Genomic DNA, 17,599 nt, shown 5'->3' with positions numbered 1-17,599 from the left:
GGCCGTCAGCCGAACAGCAGCACAGCCAGGAGCACGAGTCCGACCACCGAGACGACCGACGCAGCGACGACGGCTCCGACGGCGATGAGGCTCACCCGTCTGGCCTCGCCCTCGACCGAGGGCAGGCTGCCGTCGACGACGCGCGTGGCCTGCGCCGTCGGCGCGAGCTGAGCGGGCGGCGCCGTCGGTTCGGGCAGCGATCGCGGGCCGTACGGCGCGACGGCTCCGGGCCCCGGCGCTTCGAGTGCTGTGCGCACGAGGGTGGGATCGAGCGGGGCCGGTCTCACGGTGCGGCGGCCGCGGCGGACGAGCGGTGCCTTCTCGCGCGCCGGGGGCGGTGGGCGGAACAGCGGTTGATCGAGGTCGTGGGTCGCTCGATCGATGACGAAGGTGCCGTCGTCGACGGAGTGCTGCCGGTCGACCACGGCGGTGCCGTCGTCATCGACCTGATCGTCGGCGCGATCGACGAGGACGGTGCGCTCATCCTCCTCGCCGCCGCCGCGATCCACGATCACGGTGCGCTCGTCCTCCTCGTCGTCGCCGCCGCGATCGACCAGCACGGTGCGCTCATCCTCGTCGTCGCCGCCGCGATCGACCAGCACAGTGCGCTCGTCCTCATCACCGCCGCCGCGATCCACGATCACGGTGCGCTCGTCCTCATCGTCGACGCCGGACACGCTCACACGCCCGATCGCACGGGGATCGTGGTGTCGTCGATCATGGAGTCGGTCAGGCCGCTCCCGGTGAGACGGGCGCCCGTCGTGTCCGTCGGCTCGCCGGTGGCGCCGCCGGAGACGACGTCGAGCACGATGACCGTGATGTTGTCGCGCCCGCCCGCGCGGTTGGCACGCTGGACGAGGGCCTCGGCCGCCGAGTCCGGTCCCCCGCTCATGGTGAGCGTCGCGCGGATCGCCTCGTCGTTCACCTCGGAGGTGAGCCCGTCGGAGCAGATGAGCAGCCTCTCGCCGTTGGTCACGGGCATCAGCCAGCTGTCAGCGGTGCTGTCCGGAGCCCCGATCGCCCGGGTGATGACGTTGCGCTTGTCGAAGGTCGCGAGCTCGTCCTGACGCATCCGCCCCTGATCGACCAGTTCCTGCCCCAGGGAGTGGTCGACGGTGATCTGCTCGAGTTCGCTGCCGACGTGCCGGTAGACCCTGGAGTCGCCGACGTTGAACACCAGCCAGTGCGGCCTGCCATCGTGCTCGACGATGGCGATGCCGGCCACGGTGCTGCCCGCGCCGCGCCTGGTGCCGGCAGAGACGGTGTCGACGGCTTCATCGGCCGCCCCGAGGGCGTCGCGGACCTCGTCGAGGGTCGTCATCTCGCCGCCGGTGATGAACTCGCGGAACGCAGCAACCACGGCCTGGCTCGCCAGGTCACCGGCGTCGTAGCCGCCCATGCCGTCCGCCACGAGGAAGATCGGCCGCTCGGCGAGCACGGAGTCCTCGTTGGCCTGGCGCTTCTGGCCGCGGTCGGTCACGGCCGCGACGTTCACGACCACACGCTGAACGGATGCCGTCACCGGGTCTCCTCCACGAAAGTCACACGCATGGCCACCTTGCCGAGGACGAATCCGTCGGCCACCGAGACCGCCACGCCGGGATCGACGAGGATCTCGCCGCCGTGCTCGTCGTAGAGGAGCACTCCGTTCGTCGATCCGAGGTCGGTCACGGTCCACTCGCCGTCCTCCAGGATGAGTCGGGCATGCGTCTTGGACAGCGTACGCGTCTGGTCCGGAACGGCGAGTGCCTGTTCTCCCGGGTCGGCGGCCACGGGGTTGCGACCGAGAACCACCCGCGGTGCCGTGAGGTCGAGCAGGGTTCCGTCGTCGAGGGCGAGTCGCCAGCGCACACGCGGCCGTCGGTCGACCACGACAGTCGCCTCAAGGTCGTCGACGTCCTCCTCGACGTCGTCGGCCGGGGCCGGGCGGCCGGCGGTGATGATGGTGTCGTAGTGGCCGAAGTCGTCGTCGGAGCCGGCGTCGGCGTCGGCGTCGGGAGCCGGCGGCGTGAACAACGGAGCCTCGGCCGGAGCGGGCGCGGCGGGCGGAGCGGCTTCAGCGGGCGGGGCAGCCTGCACCGGCGGAGCAACCGGAGCAACCGGAGCCGGCTGGGCCGGCGGAGCGACCGGCGGTACCACGACCGGCGGCACCGACGCCGGAACTGGTTCGAAGAACGCCGGCGGCGAGGCCACCACCGGCGGCGCCGGTGCCGGTGCCGGCTCGGCGGGCTGCACGCGGGGCGGCGTGGACGGTGCCGCGACGGAGCGATCCGCAGGCGCGGCATCGGCCGACGCACCAGCGCCCTGGTCGCGCGGCGCCCAGGGGTTCGTCGCCTCGACGGGTGCCGGCTGTCCCATGGTCTCGGCGATCGACACGTGCGCGACCGGGGGCAGGTCTGGAGCCTGGTGCGGAGCCGGAGCTGCGACGGGGATCACCGATGCTGCCGCGACAGCGGCGGCCGACGACGAGACGGCGGGGTCGGCGGCGGCATCCCGCGGCGGAATGGCGTAACCCGAGGCATCGCGAGGAGCAGCCGCGGGCTCCATGAGCGGTCCCACCCGCTCACTGAGCGTCGGTACGGGCTGCATCCGCCCGCGCTCGGGATCCGGCGACGCGCTCCCCCAGGCCAGCAGGGTCGCCCAGACCGGACGCAGCAGCACCGCGAGCACGGTGCTGCCGGCACCCCGCCCGAACAGCACGTTGATCCTGTGCGTGGCGATGACGTACAGGTAGAGGCCGTACAGGTTCACGATCGGGATGAACAGGAACACCACCGACCAGGCCGGAACACCACCGCGTGCGTAGACCTCGGCGGTGTTGAGGATGGGCACCCAGCCCTTCCACGACTCACCGCCCAGACGGTGGAACAGTCGCGACAGGGCGAGGGCGTCCCACACGTAGACGGCGATGCCGACCAGGGAGAAGACCACGATCACGGCGACCAGCGCACCGATGACGCCCGAGGGATCCGACGTGGCTGTACTCATGGGGCGATCTCCTTGCGCAGGCTGACGGGCACGGTGACGGGACGATTCGAACTGCGGATGCGGGCCAGGAACGACCGCAGGGTGAGGGCGGCGCTGAGGCGTCTCCAGAACGACGAACCGACTCGCAGTGTCTGGCGCTCCTCGTCGACGATGCTCCAGGCGGAGTCGGCATCGGCAGCCGTGGGCGGATGCTCCGAGAAGACGGCGCGGTCGACCTCGCGGGCCAGCTGCTCGGCGGCCGCGCGACCGGCGGATCGCGCGAGCAGCAGCCGGCTGGGCAGCCTCTCGAACGGCACCTCAGCGTCGGCGTAGCCGTCGATGAGTTCCTCCCAGGCGCCCACCATGCGCACCTCGGCGCTGGCTGCACCGCGCCTGCTGCGACGGCGCAGCACCTTCGCCAGCAGGATGGCCGCAATGGGCAGCAGCAGGAGCAGCAGGGCGAGGGTTCCGATGGCGACGCCGCGCACGACGGGCCAGAATCCCGCCGCGACGACGGCGCCGTCCTCCGTGGGAACGACATCGGCGTCCGAGGCGTCGCTCTGGGCCTGCGGCGGGTCGACGGCCTCGCTCTTCACGTCGTCGGGAACCGTCGGGTTCTCCGGCAGCTGCTCTCCCTCGGTGATGGCGGTGGGGGCCTTCGCGAACTGCGGGGTGACGTCGAAGGGCACCCAGCCTCCCCGCGGATCGCGCACCTCCACCCAGGCACTCATCTGCGAGCCGGTGCACACTTCGACGCAGGCCGGGATGCCGGGAACCTCGTCGGCTGCAGGCAGACGGATGCCGACCACGACGCGGGACTCGAATCCCCACTCCGTCGCCAGCAGCGATGCGGCGACCGAGAACTGCTCGTCGTCGCCGACGGCGGCGACGAGGGTGGCATCGCTCGCCTTGGCCCCGGCCCGGCGCTGCTGGTCGACGAGCGAGGTGAACAGGGTCTCGATGCGGGCCCGCGAATGCCCGGCGTAGCTCGAGAGGAAGGTGTAGCGGCCGTCGGCCTTCAGCGCCTGCACCCAACTGGTGGAGTCGGCGTCGTCGAGGAGTCCATGGCTGAGGTAGCCGCGGGCGCGCAGCCTGTCGATGATCTCGGCCAGGCCGGCTCCGGTGCGCGGCAGCTCCTGCAGCGACGCCCATTCCAGCAGGGCCGGGTACTCATCGGGGTCGAGGCCGGCGGCGGCCCCCTGCGCCGAGCCGAAGTCGGCGGGCGGCGCCTGCTCGTCGGCGGTCAGGGTGTACGAGTCGCCGGGCAGCAGGCCGAAGTCGTCACCGGCCGGAGCGACGTCGACGGCTCCACCACTGTCCGCGGCGATGGCGAATCCGTCGTCGAGGGCCTCGGCTCGAGGGCCGGTGAAGTCGGGGGCGGCGGCGAGGGCGGCGGGCGAGAGCACCCAGACGCCGCTGTAGCCCTCGCCGACCTTCACGCCGAGGTCGACACGATCGTCGCCGGCTCCGGCCGACCGCGGCAGCCGGGAGAAGCGGGTGTCTGCTGCGACGTGCACGGTCTCACCGTCGTAGTCGTCGAGCACGGCCAGCGGAAGGCGCCCGATGCGCTCCACGTCACCCGAGACGCGGAACAGCTCCGTGTCGAAGGAGTCGACTCCGAACCAGCCGCGATAGTCGCTCAGCGGGCTCGGCTGCTTCTGCACGACGATGCTCGGGTCGATGCCGTCTCGCAGCGCATCGCGATCGGCCAGCTGCGCGGCCGCCGGAGCGACGGCGAGTCCGCCGATCAGAGCGACGACGATGAGGCCGACAGCGAGCGCATTGCGGCGCACGGCGATCCACACGGATCCGCCGCCACCGCTGACCGTCCCGCCTCGAGCGCGGGCGAGCGCCCTGGCCCGGACCAGCCTGGAGCGGCCGAGCAACCAGCCCACGGTCACGAGCAGCGTGAGCACGGCGAGGAGCAGCTCGCGCGGCGCCGGAAGCTCGACGCCGAAGACGTCGACGGCCGCGCTGGTCTCGCTGGAGCCGAAGGTCGCACCGAACAGCACCATCGCCACGACGGGCAGCGCGGCCAGCGGCGTCCACCTGTCATCGCGCAGAACCAGGGTCGTGCCGAGAAGGGTGCCGACGAGGATCACGATCAGGAACGGCACCAGCACGGCCTGGTACTCCCCGACGGGAAGGTCGAGGGTCAGCAGCTGCTTCCACCCCACGACGATGCCGACGATGCCATCACGGATGCCGCGGGCGATGCCCGGGATGCCCGTGACTGCCGAGGGGATCGCGACGGGGACCACGACCACGGCGTAGGCGGCGAGCGTCACGAGCACGGCCAGCAGGGCGCCGGTGACGCCGCGCCAACCGAGGCGCCGCACCAGCAGGGCGATCCCGCCGCCGACGCCTGCTCCGACGACGGCCACCAGCACCACGCGCCAGGACTGGTACACCGGCCAGACGGCGACTGTGGCGAGCACGACGCCGACGGCTAGGTAGCCGAGCCCCCAGAGCTCGATGGCGCGGTCGGTGCGGCGCTTCCGCGCGGCGCGGCGGCGGCTCATCGCAGGGCTCCTCTTGCGAGCAGGTTGGTGAGGTCGTCGAGGGCGCCGATGGTGATCACCGTGATCTCGCGGGCCGTGCGGATGGTGGGCTCGGCTCCAGGCTCGCACCTGACCGCGACGGTGCGGATGCGGGCGGGCAGGGTGATGGCGGCCTGGCGCATGCGCGTGAGCGGCATCCGTGATCCCGTGACGAGGAAGGCGATCGACAGGTCGGGGAAGCTCTGCGCCGTGAGGGCCGTGACGGCCTCGAGCCGCATGACGTTCGCCCGGGACTGGATGGCGGCCATGCCGTCGAGCATCGCCTTGGGCGTCTGGGTGGGAACCGTGTTGATGCTCATGACGGCATCACGGGAGAACTCGGGGATGGGGGCGCTGACGGCGACGAGCACGTCGCGACCTTCTCGCACGCCGTTGAGGCCGAGGGAGGACGCCGCGCTCACGGCCATCTCGAACTCGTCATCGGTCTCGAACTCCTCGGTGTCGAGGTCGAGCAGGATCGCGATGCGGGCGTGCCTGGACTCCTCGAACTGGCGCACCATGAGCTTGCCCGTGCGTGCCGTCGCCTTCCAGTGCACGTGCCGCTGCGAATCGCCGGTGACGTAGTCGCGCACGGCGTGGAAGGAGAGGTCGGAGTCGGTCAGGTCGCTCGTCGGGGTGCCCTCGAGGTCGCGGATGAGACCGGCGCTGGTGCTCGGGATGGCGACCGTGACGGGGTGGACGTAGACGCGCTGCACGTCGGGCCAGCTCATGTCGCGGTGCAGGATGCCGAGCGGGTCACCGCGCGAGATGGTCATCGGGCCCACGTCGATGACGCCGCGACGCTCGGCACCGATGGTGAGGTTCTCGCGGTGCTGGGCGCCGGCACGCAGCAGGGGGACGTGCACCTCGACGAGGCCGCGGCCGACGGGGATGTCGACGACACCGGGCAGCGACGCCCGCTCGCCGCGGTTCACCAGGTCGAGGTGGCCGCCCACGGTGCTGCCGGCGACGACCCTGTCGCGGTCGAGCACGAGTTCCAGCCTGTAGTCGTGGGCGCCGAGCAGGAACGGGATGCAAGCCAGCAGCAGCAGGGCAGCGATGGCAGCGACCACCCAGGCCTCGACCCAGCCGAAGCCGAGTCCGGCGACGACCCCGCCGATCACGGCGATGACCAGCACGAGACCGGCCGGCGAGACCGTGTCCCGCGTCCACTCCACAGCGCGCCGCAGCGCGTCGGCTCCTACCCGCGTCGCCCGGCGCACGCCGAACACCGCGCCGGCCACGGCGCCGCGCCGGGTCTCGGCGTAGCGCGTGACGGTCGCTGCACGCGTGCGGGTTCCCGTCGCGGCCGAGGTGCGGCCCAGACGGGATTCGGTCGGTGAGCTCACGCAGCCCCGTTCTCACGGGGCGGTGTGACGTCGAGCAGGATCTGCCCGATGACGGCGGCAGCGGTGACGCCGTCGAACTCGGCCTCGGGCTCGAGCACGAGGCGGTGGCTGAAGGCCGGGATGGCCAGGTCGCGCACGTCGTCGGGGGTGACGAAGGTGCGCCCGTGAGCCGCCGCCCAGGTCATCACGAGCTTCGAGAGCGAGATGGCGCCGCGCACGCTCACGCCGAGGCGCACCTCGGTGGCCCGACGGGTGGCATCCACTATGCGCATGATGTAGTCGGAGATGAGCGGGTTCACGTAGACGCTGCGCGACATGTCAGTCATCGTCACGAGGGTGTCGGGCGAGACGATGCCGGTCAGCTCGCCCTTCGGCTGCGAGACGCCCTGCAGGATGCGCAGGGTCGCCGCCTCATCCGGATAGCCGATGCTGGTCTTGATCATGAAGCGGTCGAGCTGCGCCTCGGGCAGTCGGTAGGTTCCGCCCTGCTCGATGGGGTTCTGCGTCGCCAGCACGAGGAACGGGTCGCCGACGGCCCTGGTGACGCCGTCGACTGTGACGTTGCCCTCCTCCATGACCTCGAGCAGCGCCGACTGCGTCTTCGGGCTGGCGCGGTTGATCTCGTCGGCCAGCACGATGTTGGCGAAGATGGGTCCGGCGTGGAACTCGAACTCGCCCTTCTTCTGGTCGTAGACCGTGATGCCCGTGATGTCGCCGGGCAGCAGGTCTGGCGTGAACTGGATGCGCGAGTTCGTGCCCGTGATGGTCTGGCCGATGGCGCGTGCCAACGCGGTCTTGCCCGTCCCCGGGAAGTCCTCGAGCAGCACGTGGCCCTCGCTGATCGCCGTGGCCAGCACGAGCTCGACGACGTGGCGCTTGCCGAGGATGGCCTGCTCCACGTTGTCGGCGAGCAGCGAGAAGGTGTCGGTGAACCAGGCGGCCTGCTCGGGGGCGATCGTCATGCTGTTGGGTCCTCTCGAAGGATGCTGGGGAAGAACTGATGCGCCGACTGTCACGGTGCGACGGGGTCGGCGGGGTCGGCGGGCTCGGTCGGGGTGGGAGTCGGTGTCGGCTCCGGGGCTGGCGGGGCGCAGATGGGGACGGTGTGCGCGATGGCCTGCAATGGCGCGAACGACCCCGTGAAGGTGACGGTGAAGTCAGCCGAGAGCCTGTCTGCCGCAAAGGTGAATCCGGACACGGAGTATGAACCTCGCGCTGCCGCGGAGACCGACACGAGATCGCCGGGGTTCGTGGTGTCGACCCAGCAGCCGTCGTCCTGCCCGTTCGGATCGTCGAACTCCACGGAGACCGTCGTCGGCACGTTGCCGGTGATCGCCGTCTCGCCGGAGCAGTACAGCCCGAAGTTCTTGCGGCATTCGCGTGCCTTCACGTTACCGGGGGCGCCGTCATCGGAGAGCGAGAAGTCGTCGCGCCATTGTCCGTAGAGGTAGTACTGCACCTCGAAGCCGCGGCGCGCCTGGATCGAGGGGCCCCGGTCGAGACCGTAGCTGTAGCTCAGGCCTGTCGGCGTCGGGGTCGGCGACGCCGAGGTGGCGACGGAGTAGGTGTTGTCGCCGGACGGAGCGTCGACGGAGACGAACGTGAGCACCTGGGTCGAGTTCGACGACGCGACGCCGAAGCCGTTGCTCACGCAGGCCTTGACCTGGTAGACCTCGAACTCGGCCAGCCCCGACAGCGTCGGCCCTGTGCCCTGCACCTCGCCGCCGGAGATCGAGAGCGATCCGCCCTTCGCGTTCACGCGGCACTGGGGCTCGCCGCCGTCACGCCAGGCGACGTAGAGGCGCTCGACGGGCGTCGTGCTGCCGTTGGCGTTGACGTCGGCTCCCCCGACGGTGATCGTCGAGTTGGTGGCGGCCGAGGCCGTGACCCCGTTGGTGATGATCGGGCTGCCGGCGCCATCGACGGTGACGACGACGGATGCCCCGTCCGTCGGTCCGGAGATCGGCGGCTGGAAGCGGCTGATCGGAACGATGGTCAGCACCTGCGGTCCCGGGGTCACGTCGAGGCGCTCCGTCGTGGTCCTGCCCGAGCGGGTGATGGTCTGGTCGCGCTCGACCACGCGGAAGGCCTGGGTGTCGTCCGAGGACGCGACCGACAGTTCGATGACGGCGTTGTTCGCGGCTGTGCGGCCGTCGACGTAGACGGGGACCGCCGTCGCGTCGCCGATGCGCGGGGCCTCGTAGGCCCAGGTCGTGACGGACGAGGTGTCGCCGGACTCACCCACCGGGTTGACGGCGCGCGCCGTGTACTCGTGCTTCTCGCCGTTGGCCAGGCCGGAGATCGTGCAGGAGTAGACGCCGGCGACAGACTGCGAGCAGTCGGCGGACTGCTGGCGGCCGCCGCTGTAGATGGCGACGCCGGTGAGCGCCGGATGCGCCCGGGCGGCCTCTCCGAGCACCACGTCGAGCGTCACGCTCGACCCCGTGTAGGAGCGGGTGGAGACCGACGACGGCCGCTGCGGATAGCCCTGCACGTCGATCGTCAGCCTGCCGGTTCCGGTGCGGCCCTGCGCGTCGGCCACCGTGAACGGCACGACGCACTCGCCGCCGAAGGCGTCCTGGCCCGAGGGGAACACCGCGTTCACGGCTGTGTCGCCGGATGCCGCGACCGTCGCCACATCGCAGGAGACGCCTCCGCCGGAGCCGATGCTCACGAGCTTCAGGCCGGCGCCGGTCTTGCCGGCGAACGGGTCGTACTCTCCCGAGACGCCGACGACCGGGATCGAGCAGGTGCCGGCGCTCACCGTGCACTTCTCGGTGAAGGTGGCGCCGCGCGGGGCATCGGCCGGGGCGACTCCGACGACGAGGGTGATGGCGGCGCTCAGGCCACCGAAGGCCGAGACCGACACCGTCGCCGTCTCGCGGGTGCCGGGGCGGGCGTCGGCTCGGGCCTCGAAGCTGACGGAGTCGCCACTCTGCGTCATGACGAAGGATGCGCCGTCGTAGGCGACGCTGTAGTCGAGCTTCGACCTGTCGCCCTCGCGGTCGCCCTCCCAGGTGGTCATCGAGTCGTACAGCGCGACGGTCTCCGAGGCCGCCGGGGCGATGGTGCGCGAGAGCGCCGACAGGATGGCCTGCGGGTTCTTCGGCCTGATGGCGATCGGCACGACCACGTACGACCAGGTCGACTGGCCGTCGATACGCACGGGCACGAGGCAGGAGTCGATCCACGGCGCCTCGCGTCCGGCTGCGTAGACGGCGTCGTCGGTGCCGCTCGCCGTGCAGGTCGCTGCAGCGCGCTGCGTGGTGAACGTCCCGCCGCGCAACTGCACGTCGTCGGATGCCGGAAGGTCGACGAGGTCGCGCACGTCGATCGTGGCCGACTTCTCCTCATCGACCTGCACGGGGTCGATGGCCGCCTTCAGCTGCACGCGCATGTTGTCGAACGCGGGGATGCGCAGGAACCCGTACGAGACGACGTCGTCGCCCGCGGCATCCGTCGCCGTCACCTGGAACGGGACGAGATCGCCCTTGGCCGGCAGGGAGCCCGTGATGCGCCAGCCGTCGACCTCGTAGCGCGACTGCGCCCTGTCGCCCCAGAGGCGCAGCTTCAGGCCGGCGACATCGCCCGACGACCAGGTCACCTTGCCCGACAGCACGTCGACGCCCGCCTTCGACAGGTCGCCGCGGGTGCGCGCGGTCAGCACCGTGTCGCTGACGATGGGGTTGTCGGCGCCGACCTCGTCGCTCACGGCGACCACGATGAGGCCCTGGGCCGTACTCGAGGAGGCGTCGGAGCGCACCGTGTAGACGTAGGAGTTGGTGCCGGTCACGTCACCGGCGTCCAGCAGCACCCGGCCGTCGGCGAGGGAGGTCTCGGGGTCGATCAGTCGCTCGAGCCGCTCGTACTCGCTGGTACCGGCCGGGGCGTTCGGCTCGAGCGCGATCAGCTCGAGCTCACCCTGCGCGGGGTCGCGATCGTTGTCGAGCGGCTGGATGCGCACCGGAGTGGCGGCACCGCTCTGCACGCGCGCGAAGTCGCTGAAGGTGACGGGAGCAGTGTCGGCGAGCTCGGAGTCGAGCACTCCCACCCGCACGACGCCTGACGCCTCGGCACCGTTGGAGTCGCGCACGGTGTAGCCGAAGCTCAACTGCCCGCCCGGGACCGCGGAGCCCGGGGCCGTGTAGACGATGGCGTTGCCCTCGGCGGAGACCGATGCCGTGCCGGAGTTCACCGGGGGCTGTTCGGTTCCGACCAGGATCACGGCGTCGCCGTCGGGGTCGACGCCGTAGGACGGCACCCGGATGGAGACGCTCTGCCCGGTGAGCACCCGAGCGCTCAGCGACTGCGGCTTCGGGGCGCGGTTGGCTCCGGGCGGCAGGACCGTCACGGTGATGGTCGTGTTGTCGGTGCGCGACGGATCGGACTCGAGCGCCACCGAGTAGCCGATGCTGTAGGTGCCTGCCTGCGACGGCGCGAGGTAGCGCACGCTGTCACCGGCGGCGAAGGCGAGCTCACCGGCAGTTCCCGAGCCGGCGACCTCGGGGCTGACGACCAGTCGGGCTCCGCGCGGACTCACGTCGTTCGCCGTCACCGGGATGCGCACGAGCGCCCCTGCACGCACTGTGACGGCGTCGGGGAGGGCGATGGGCGAGACCGCCGACTCGCTCGGGGCGAGGAAGACGGCGACTGTTCCGGTCACCGCGGCTCCGGCGCCGTCGGCCACGGTCACGTTCGCCCGCCCGATCAGACCGGGCAGTCCATCGGCCGTGGAGCCGCTGACCCGCAGCTCGGCCGAGTCGACCACGCCGACGTTGAGGGCGGCATCCGTGCTCTCCGCCGACGACAGCACGAGCACGCGGCCGGTGGTGTTGGACACGGCCCCGAAGACGTCGACCGAGGTGTCCTCGCCGGCACGTACGAAGGCCGTGATGGGCGCCATCGACAGGGGAACGCCGTCGCCGACCACGGTCAGTCGCACGATCGCCGACTGCTCGGACTGCGAGAGGGTGTCGACGACCGAGTAGGTGACCACGTACTGGCCCGGCGCCGAGGCGCTCAGCTCGATCTCGCCTGCTGCGGCGTTCGGCGAGACGATGAGGCCCTGTTCCGAGGTCGATGACGCGACGGCGTCGACGAGGCGGAACGATCCCGATCCGCCGGTCACATGGTCGGCCACGGCCACTGACACCGTCTCATCGACCCCGGCCGTGACGGCGACGGGCGCAGCCTCGAGGGTCGGCGAGCCCGTGACGACGACCGACAGGGTCTTCTCGGTGCTGGCGCCGCCGGCGTCGGTCACGGTCACCTGCACGTCGACGACGCCGTCGGCGCCGTTCGGGTCGGAGTGGCGCACGGCCACCCGGCCGTCGGCCATCGGCACCACGGTCACGGGGGCGTCGGCGTCGACGGTCCGGGCATCCGACAGGATGACGGGGTCGCCCTCCGGATCGACCCAGGCGTTCAGGATCGGAACCATGACGGTGCCGCCAGGCAGCACCTGAGGGGTCGGCCAGTCCTGCTGGCAGGCCTCGACGCCGCACCACACAGGCGCTGTCTGCTCCTCCGGCGCCTTGACGGTCAGCGTGACCCTGGCCGGCTTGGATGTCGCCGTGCCGTCGGTCACGGCGTACTCGAACGTCGTCTCGCCCTCGCCGGCCTTCACGCGCACGGCCAGGGACTGGCCCGAACCCACGACCGAGACGGCACCGAAGCCCTGGTCGCCGAGCGCCGTCACCGAGGCCGGGTCGATCGTGAGCACGTCCTTCTTGTTGGGGTCGTGGTCGTTCAGCAGCACCGGCAGCAGCACGAGCTGCCCGCTGCGCACTCCGAACGCGTCGTCGACGGCCACGGGAGGCTCCGGCTCCGACACGTCATCGACGACGATCGCACCCTGCTGCTCGTCGTCGTCCTCGTCGACCGACCATTCCTCGAGCGGGATGGCGGCGCCGTCGGGCAGGGTCCAGAGCAGGCCGGATGTCGTCTCGTTGAGCACGGCCCGGTCCCCGTTCGAACGGATGACCGGGGTCACCGCCTGCGCGTTGTCGAGGGTGCCGTCGGGAACCGTGATGGGCGTGGTCGCGCCTGTCGAGCGCGACCAGATGGCCCCGGCCGAGGTGCCCAGCCAGGCGGCGTGGGCGTCGTCCCCGACGACGACTGGTTGCGCCGGCGTGCCCTCGGCCTGGGCGATGCGCTTCGAGGTCCCGCGCTTGAGGTCGAGCTCGACGAGCCCGTCCCCGTCGGCGATGAGCGCTGAGTCACCGTCGTCGCTGCCGGCCTGCAGCACGGCGGCGTCGTCGACGGCGACGTCGACCGGCGCATCGCGATCCGAGATCCAGGCGCGGCCGGCCGAGAGCAGCACCCAGCCGTCGCCCACGACACTCAGCGCCACGGCGGCATCGGGATCGGGCGGTGAGGCGAGCTTCTGCGGCGAACCGAGGAAGCTGCCGGTGGTCGCGTCGTAGCTGCGCACGGCCTGCTCGTCGGAGGAGTACAGCGCCACGAGACCCGCCGGTGAGACCGAGACCGCTGCGGCGACGTAGGCCGCGGGTTCAGCGTCGCCGTCGGCACCGTCGCCTCCGTCTGCAGACTCCGTGGGAGGAACGGATGCGGCCTCCTCGGCGAGCGGATCGACGGGGACGACGCCGGCGTCGGCGCCGACCCCGCCGAGGTACACCTGGCCGGTGTCCGTGCGGTAGAGCACGTGCGATCCGGCCGACACGACCTCACGGGTACCGGCCGGAGTGCTCGCTGCCGCGCCGGCCGCGGCATCCGTCGCCGCAGCGGCGTCAGCCTCGTCCTCCTGCACGAGATCGATCGGGCTGGCGGCATCGATCGGCCAGCGCTGGCGGAGCCCCTGGCTGTAGACCGAGGTCTGGGCGCCGGCCTGCGCGACCTCGTTGGGATCGTCGACGGCGCGGACTGTGTCGATCTCGGCGAGGTCGGTGTTCACTCGGGCGTACTGGCCGGAGTCGCGAGTGACCCACACCGACGACTCGACGCGGGGAACCTCGGTGGCCTCGTAGCCCTCAGCCGTCACGGCCAGGGTCACGACGACACCGAGGACTGCCACAGCGGAGACCGCTGCGATGATCGCGGAGCGCGCCGGACGGCGGGTCGTGCGTGGGGTAGCCATCACAGCGCCCCGGTGATGAACAGGACAGCCACGCCGGCGACGGCGAGGAGACCGGCGCCGATGCCGGCACCGACGAGGCCCGCGCGCAGCGCCGATGGCTGCGGGGAGGCAACCGGGATGCCGTCGCGATCGACGGCCGCACCCTCGCCATCGCCCTGTCGTGCAGCGCGCGCAGCACGCCGCGAGTCCTTCTCGACCGTGGTGACGACAGGGCCGCGCTGGCGGGTGTCCTTGAAGCGGATGGGCGACGCCGCGGCCCACTCCGGACTGGCGACGTCGAAGGAGGTCGACGGGATGCCGAGTTCGTACTGCGCCCAGCGCAACTGCTCGGCGAACTCCGCCATCGAGGCGAAGCGCTTGGCCGGGTCGCGGTGCATGGCCTTCGACAGGATCTCGTCGATGCGCGGCGGCAGGCCCTCGACCGGCAGCGCCGTGTAGCGCGCGGCCGTGATGCGGCGCACCAGCTGCTCGCGGGTGTTCTTCTCCCGCGTCGAGGCCTCGAACGGGCTGCGGCCGGCGAGCAGCGTGTAGAGCGTGGCGCCCAGGCTCCAGATCTCGCTGGGCACGGATCCCGACACCCGCTCCTGCAACACCTCGGGTGCGCTCCACGGGATCGACATCGCGAAGATCTCCGGGACCCCGTCGTCGGCCGATACCGCGGCCGCGATGCCGAAGTCGGCGAGCACCGGGGAACCGAGGGCGTTGATGAGCACGTTCGACGGCTTGATGTCGCGGTGCAGCAGGCCCGCCCGGTGCGCCGTCTCGAGTGCACCGGCGATGCGCACGCCGGTGTCGAGCACCTCGACGATGTCGAGAGGCTCCTTCTTGTAGCGGGCGCTCATGGTGTCGGGGCAGTACTCCATGGCGAAGTACGGGCGCCCGTCGGCCGAGATGGAGGCCTGGTAGATGGTGACGATGGCCGGATGCGCCGAGAGCTTGGCCATGATGTCGGCCTCGACGTTGAAGGCGCGGCGCACCTCGGGGTTCAGGGCGTCGGCGAACAGCACCTTGACAGCGGAGACCCGGCGGGGCATGTCCTGCTCGTAGAGGAAGACGTCGGCGAAGCCGCCGGATCCGAGCGGACGCACGTAGCTGTAGCCTCCGATGACCGGCGGTGATGACACCCGTCTGGCCACGTGGATCGCCTTTCTGTCAGCTCGGGCTGCTGACAGTCCCGACGTGCTCGTGGCGGACTCTACGTCGAACGCCCCTGTACGGCAACACTGTAGGAATCCCCCAAATCGAGTATATCTCCGGGGGCCAGTGCCGCCCTCCCCCCATCGTGGAGCAGACGCGGTGGCCTGGAGCGCGAGTAGATGATCGTTCCATTGGTGGAATCGAGGTCGTGAGCGGTGAGCACGGCACCCTCCAGACCGACCTCGACGTGCACCCCTGAGATCTCCCGACCCGGCGACGGGACGACGATGTGCATGGCGCCCGACGGGCCGTCCTTCCACGGGCGACGGCCGAAGATCACCGGCGGCGCGACGGGGGTCCCGTCGGGAAGCACGAGGGTCCAGCCGGGCTCCGACGGTTCCGGCGCCACCGGAGGCTCCGGTGATTCCAGCGAGACGGATGCCTCGGGGTCGAGCGGCGGGATCCGTGCTGGTGCCGCGGGCGCGGCGTCGGTCTTCCCCGCCCGCTCCAGGTCGATCCGGGTTGGGGCAGCCGGCAGACGGATGGGCCGCGTGTGCAGGTGCGCGGACGTGGCGCGGGCGACCGCCACGGGCCGCTCCGCGACGCCGATCATCGACGTGCGCACGACGCCGTCGCGAACCGGCAGGCAGTCGACGCCGTCACGGGCGTCGAGGGCGAGGCGCAGCCTGTCGACGCCGATGGCCTCGCCGACGATCCAGGCCGCACCCGGAGGTCCGCTGAAGCGCGTCGACGACGTGCCCGTCATGATCACGTCCACATCGCCGCTCACGGCGACGTGGAAGGTGCGCTCGGCGGGGTCGATGACCTCGACGATCGCGAACGAGAGGTCGGGGTGCTCGCCGATCAACACGTCGAGCGCGTCGGCGAGGTGCGTCTCGTCGTCATCGAGCAGGGCGTAGACGCCGGCGCCCAGCGCCGAATCCGCCTGCGACCCGAGCAGGCAGATGAATCGGTCGGTCACGATGCCGAGACCGGATCCGCTGTCACCACCCGCTGAGGAGTACTCGAACACGAGTCGACCCTATCGAACGCGCAGAATGGGAGCGCCGCGAATGTGGCGCTTCGACCCGAGCAGAGGACGACATCCGTGCAGCAGTCGACAGATTCCCCGGCCGTGGTCTGGCTGCGTGACGACCTGCGCGTCGCAGACAACCCGGCGCTGAACGCCGCGGTCGAGCGCGGAGGCCCCGTGCTCGTGCTCTTCGTCCTCGATGAGGTGTCCGAAGGCGTCCGCGAGCTCGGTGGGGCGAGCCGCTGGTGGTTGCACCAGAGCCTGGCGTCCCTCGGCGCCTCGCTCGCCGAGCTGGGCGTGCCGCTCGTGCTCCGACGCGGCGCTGCGGCGGACATCGTGCCGGCCGTCGTGGCCGAGACCGGGGCCGGTGCCGTGTTCTGGAACCGGCGCTACGGCGGAGCCGCGCGCGCCGTCGACACCGAGCTCAAGACCACGCTGCGAGCCGACGGCCTCGAGGTGGCGAGCTTCGCCGCGTCGCTCCTGTTCGAGCCGTGGACCATCAGCACCGGCGCCGGTACCCCGTACTCCGTGTTCACGCCGTTCTGGAAGGCCTGCCGCGATGCACCGCCGCCGCGCGGGCCGCTGCCGGCCCCGACCGCGATCGAGGGCTACGCCGGGGCTGCCGCATCCGACGCGCTTGACGATTGGGCGCTCGAACCGACGCACCCCGACTGGGCCGGCGGGCTGCGGGAGGCTTGGACTCCGGGCGAGGTCGCGGCGAGCGCTGCCCTCGACGACTTCCTGGCCGCGAAGCTGGCCGACTATGCCGCCGACCGCGATGTCCCCGCCGAGGACGCGACGTCGCGCCTCTCGCCGCACCTGCGTTTCGGCGAGATCAGCCCCTACACCGTGTGGGAGCGGGCGACCAGGGCACGGGCCGGGCTCGGGGGTGCCGGAGCCGAGGGCACGACCCGGTTCCTGACCGAGCTGGGATGGCGCGAGTTCTCGCACCACGTGCTGTTCCACGCTCCCGACCTCGCCACGGTCAACTGGCGTCGCGAGTTCGACGCCTTCCCGTGGCCGCCGCTCGACGAGGGGGCACTGCTGGCCTGGCAGCATGGCCGCACCGGGCTGCCGATCGTCGACGCCGGGATGCGCGAACTCTGGACCACCGGCACCATGCACAACCGCATCCGCATGGTCGTCGCCTCGTTCCTCACGAAGAACCTGCTCATCGACTGGCGGCTCGGCGAGCAGTGGTTCTGGGACACCCTCGTCGACGCCGATGAGGCGAGCAACCCGTTCAACTGGCAGTGGGTCGCCGGATCGGGGGCGGATGCCGCTCCCTACTTCCGCGTCTTCAACCCCGAGCTGCAGGCGCAGAAGTTCGACCGCGACGGCCGGTACGTGAAGCACTGGGTCCCGGAGGCCGGAACCGACGCCTACCCCGACCCGATCGTCGATCTCGGCGAGACCCGCCGTGCCGCATTGGCGGCCTACGAGGTGGTGAAGAACGCAGCCGTCCGACGCTGATCGC

The 17,599-nt window shown here is 71.3% G+C and carries 10 protein-coding genes; 1 reads left to right on the top strand and 9 read right to left on the bottom strand.

Features of this window, described 5'->3' with window-relative positions:
- Positions 1-5: 5 nt before the first annotated feature.
- Genes ASF30_RS17740 through ASF30_RS17700 form a run of 9 tightly spaced genes read right to left on the bottom strand, consistent with a single transcriptional unit; the run spans position 6 to position 16,122 of the window.
- Positions 6-683 carry a hypothetical protein gene (locus ASF30_RS17740; RefSeq protein WP_055909770.1) on the bottom strand — a complete coding sequence of 226 codons (678 nt, stop codon included), beginning with the start codon at positions 681-683 and terminating at the stop codon, positions 6-8.
- Positions 680-1,522, bottom strand: coding sequence for a PP2C family protein-serine/threonine phosphatase (locus tag ASF30_RS17735; protein WP_055909767.1), 843 nt, complete (start codon positions 1,520-1,522; stop codon positions 680-682). The genes ASF30_RS17740 and ASF30_RS17735 overlap by 4 nt, the downstream gene beginning before the upstream one ends.
- A complete protein-coding gene (locus ASF30_RS17730) occupies positions 1,519-2,988 on the bottom strand; it encodes a DUF5684 domain-containing protein (protein ID WP_055909764.1) in 1,470 nt (489 codons plus the stop codon). The genes ASF30_RS17735 and ASF30_RS17730 overlap by 4 nt, the downstream gene beginning before the upstream one ends.
- Entirely contained in the window at positions 2,985-5,489 is a 2,505-nt protein-coding gene (locus ASF30_RS17725; RefSeq protein WP_055909761.1) for a transglutaminase-like domain-containing protein, read from the bottom strand. Before ASF30_RS17725 ends, ASF30_RS17730 begins: the two co-directional genes overlap by 4 nt.
- Positions 5,486-6,856, bottom strand: a complete 1,371-nt coding sequence (locus tag ASF30_RS17720; protein WP_055909758.1) for a DUF58 domain-containing protein — start codon at positions 6,854-6,856, stop codon at positions 5,486-5,488. Before ASF30_RS17720 ends, ASF30_RS17725 begins: the two co-directional genes overlap by 4 nt.
- Complete coding sequence (locus tag ASF30_RS17715) at positions 6,853-7,818, bottom strand: AAA family ATPase (protein ID WP_055909755.1); 966 nt, start codon at positions 7,816-7,818, stop codon at positions 6,853-6,855. Before ASF30_RS17715 ends, ASF30_RS17720 begins: the two co-directional genes overlap by 4 nt.
- A gap of 50 nt (positions 7,819-7,868) precedes the next feature.
- The gene (locus tag ASF30_RS17710) at positions 7,869-13,952 is read right to left on the bottom strand and encodes an Ig-like domain-containing protein (RefSeq protein WP_055909754.1); all 6,084 of its coding nucleotides are present in this window, start codon (positions 13,950-13,952) and stop codon (positions 7,869-7,871) included.
- Complete coding sequence (locus tag ASF30_RS17705; RefSeq protein WP_055909752.1) at positions 13,952-15,088, bottom strand: serine/threonine-protein kinase; 1,137 nt, start codon at positions 15,086-15,088, stop codon at positions 13,952-13,954. The genes ASF30_RS17710 and ASF30_RS17705 overlap by 1 nt, the downstream gene beginning before the upstream one ends.
- A 59-nt stretch (positions 15,089-15,147) precedes the next feature.
- The gene (locus ASF30_RS17700) at positions 15,148-16,122 is read right to left on the bottom strand and encodes an FHA domain-containing protein (protein WP_055909751.1); all 975 of its coding nucleotides are present in this window, start codon (positions 16,120-16,122) and stop codon (positions 15,148-15,150) included.
- A gap of 75 nt (positions 16,123-16,197) precedes the next feature.
- On the opposite strand from ASF30_RS17700, the gene ASF30_RS17695 reads away from it, so the two are divergent.
- Positions 16,198-17,595, top strand: a complete 1,398-nt coding sequence (locus ASF30_RS17695) for a cryptochrome/photolyase family protein (RefSeq protein WP_055910485.1) — start codon at positions 16,198-16,200, stop codon at positions 17,593-17,595.
- The last annotated feature ends 4 nt before the right edge of the window (positions 17,596-17,599 follow it).

Source organism: Leifsonia sp. Leaf264 (assembly GCF_001422325.1).
Classification (GTDB): domain Bacteria; phylum Actinomycetota; class Actinomycetes; order Actinomycetales; family Microbacteriaceae; genus Orlajensenia.
The sequence above is the reverse complement of the archived record's forward strand: the minus strand, read 5'-3'. Positions and strand labels throughout refer to the sequence as shown.

Coding starts and splice junctions, on each gene's coding strand:
- ASF30_RS17730 (WP_055909764.1), bottom strand. CDS start 2,988: ATGAGTACAGCCACGTCGGATCCCTCGGGCGTCATCGGTGCGCTGGTC.
- ASF30_RS17725 (WP_055909761.1), bottom strand. CDS start 5,489: ATGAGCCGCCGCCGCGCCGCGCGGAAGCGCCGCACCGACCGCGCCATC.
- ASF30_RS17710 (WP_055909754.1), bottom strand. CDS start 13,952: ATGGCTACCCCACGCACGACCCGCCGTCCGGCGCGCTCCGCGATCATC.
- ASF30_RS17715 (WP_055909755.1), bottom strand. CDS start 7,818: ATGACGATCGCCCCCGAGCAGGCCGCCTGGTTCACCGACACCTTCTCG.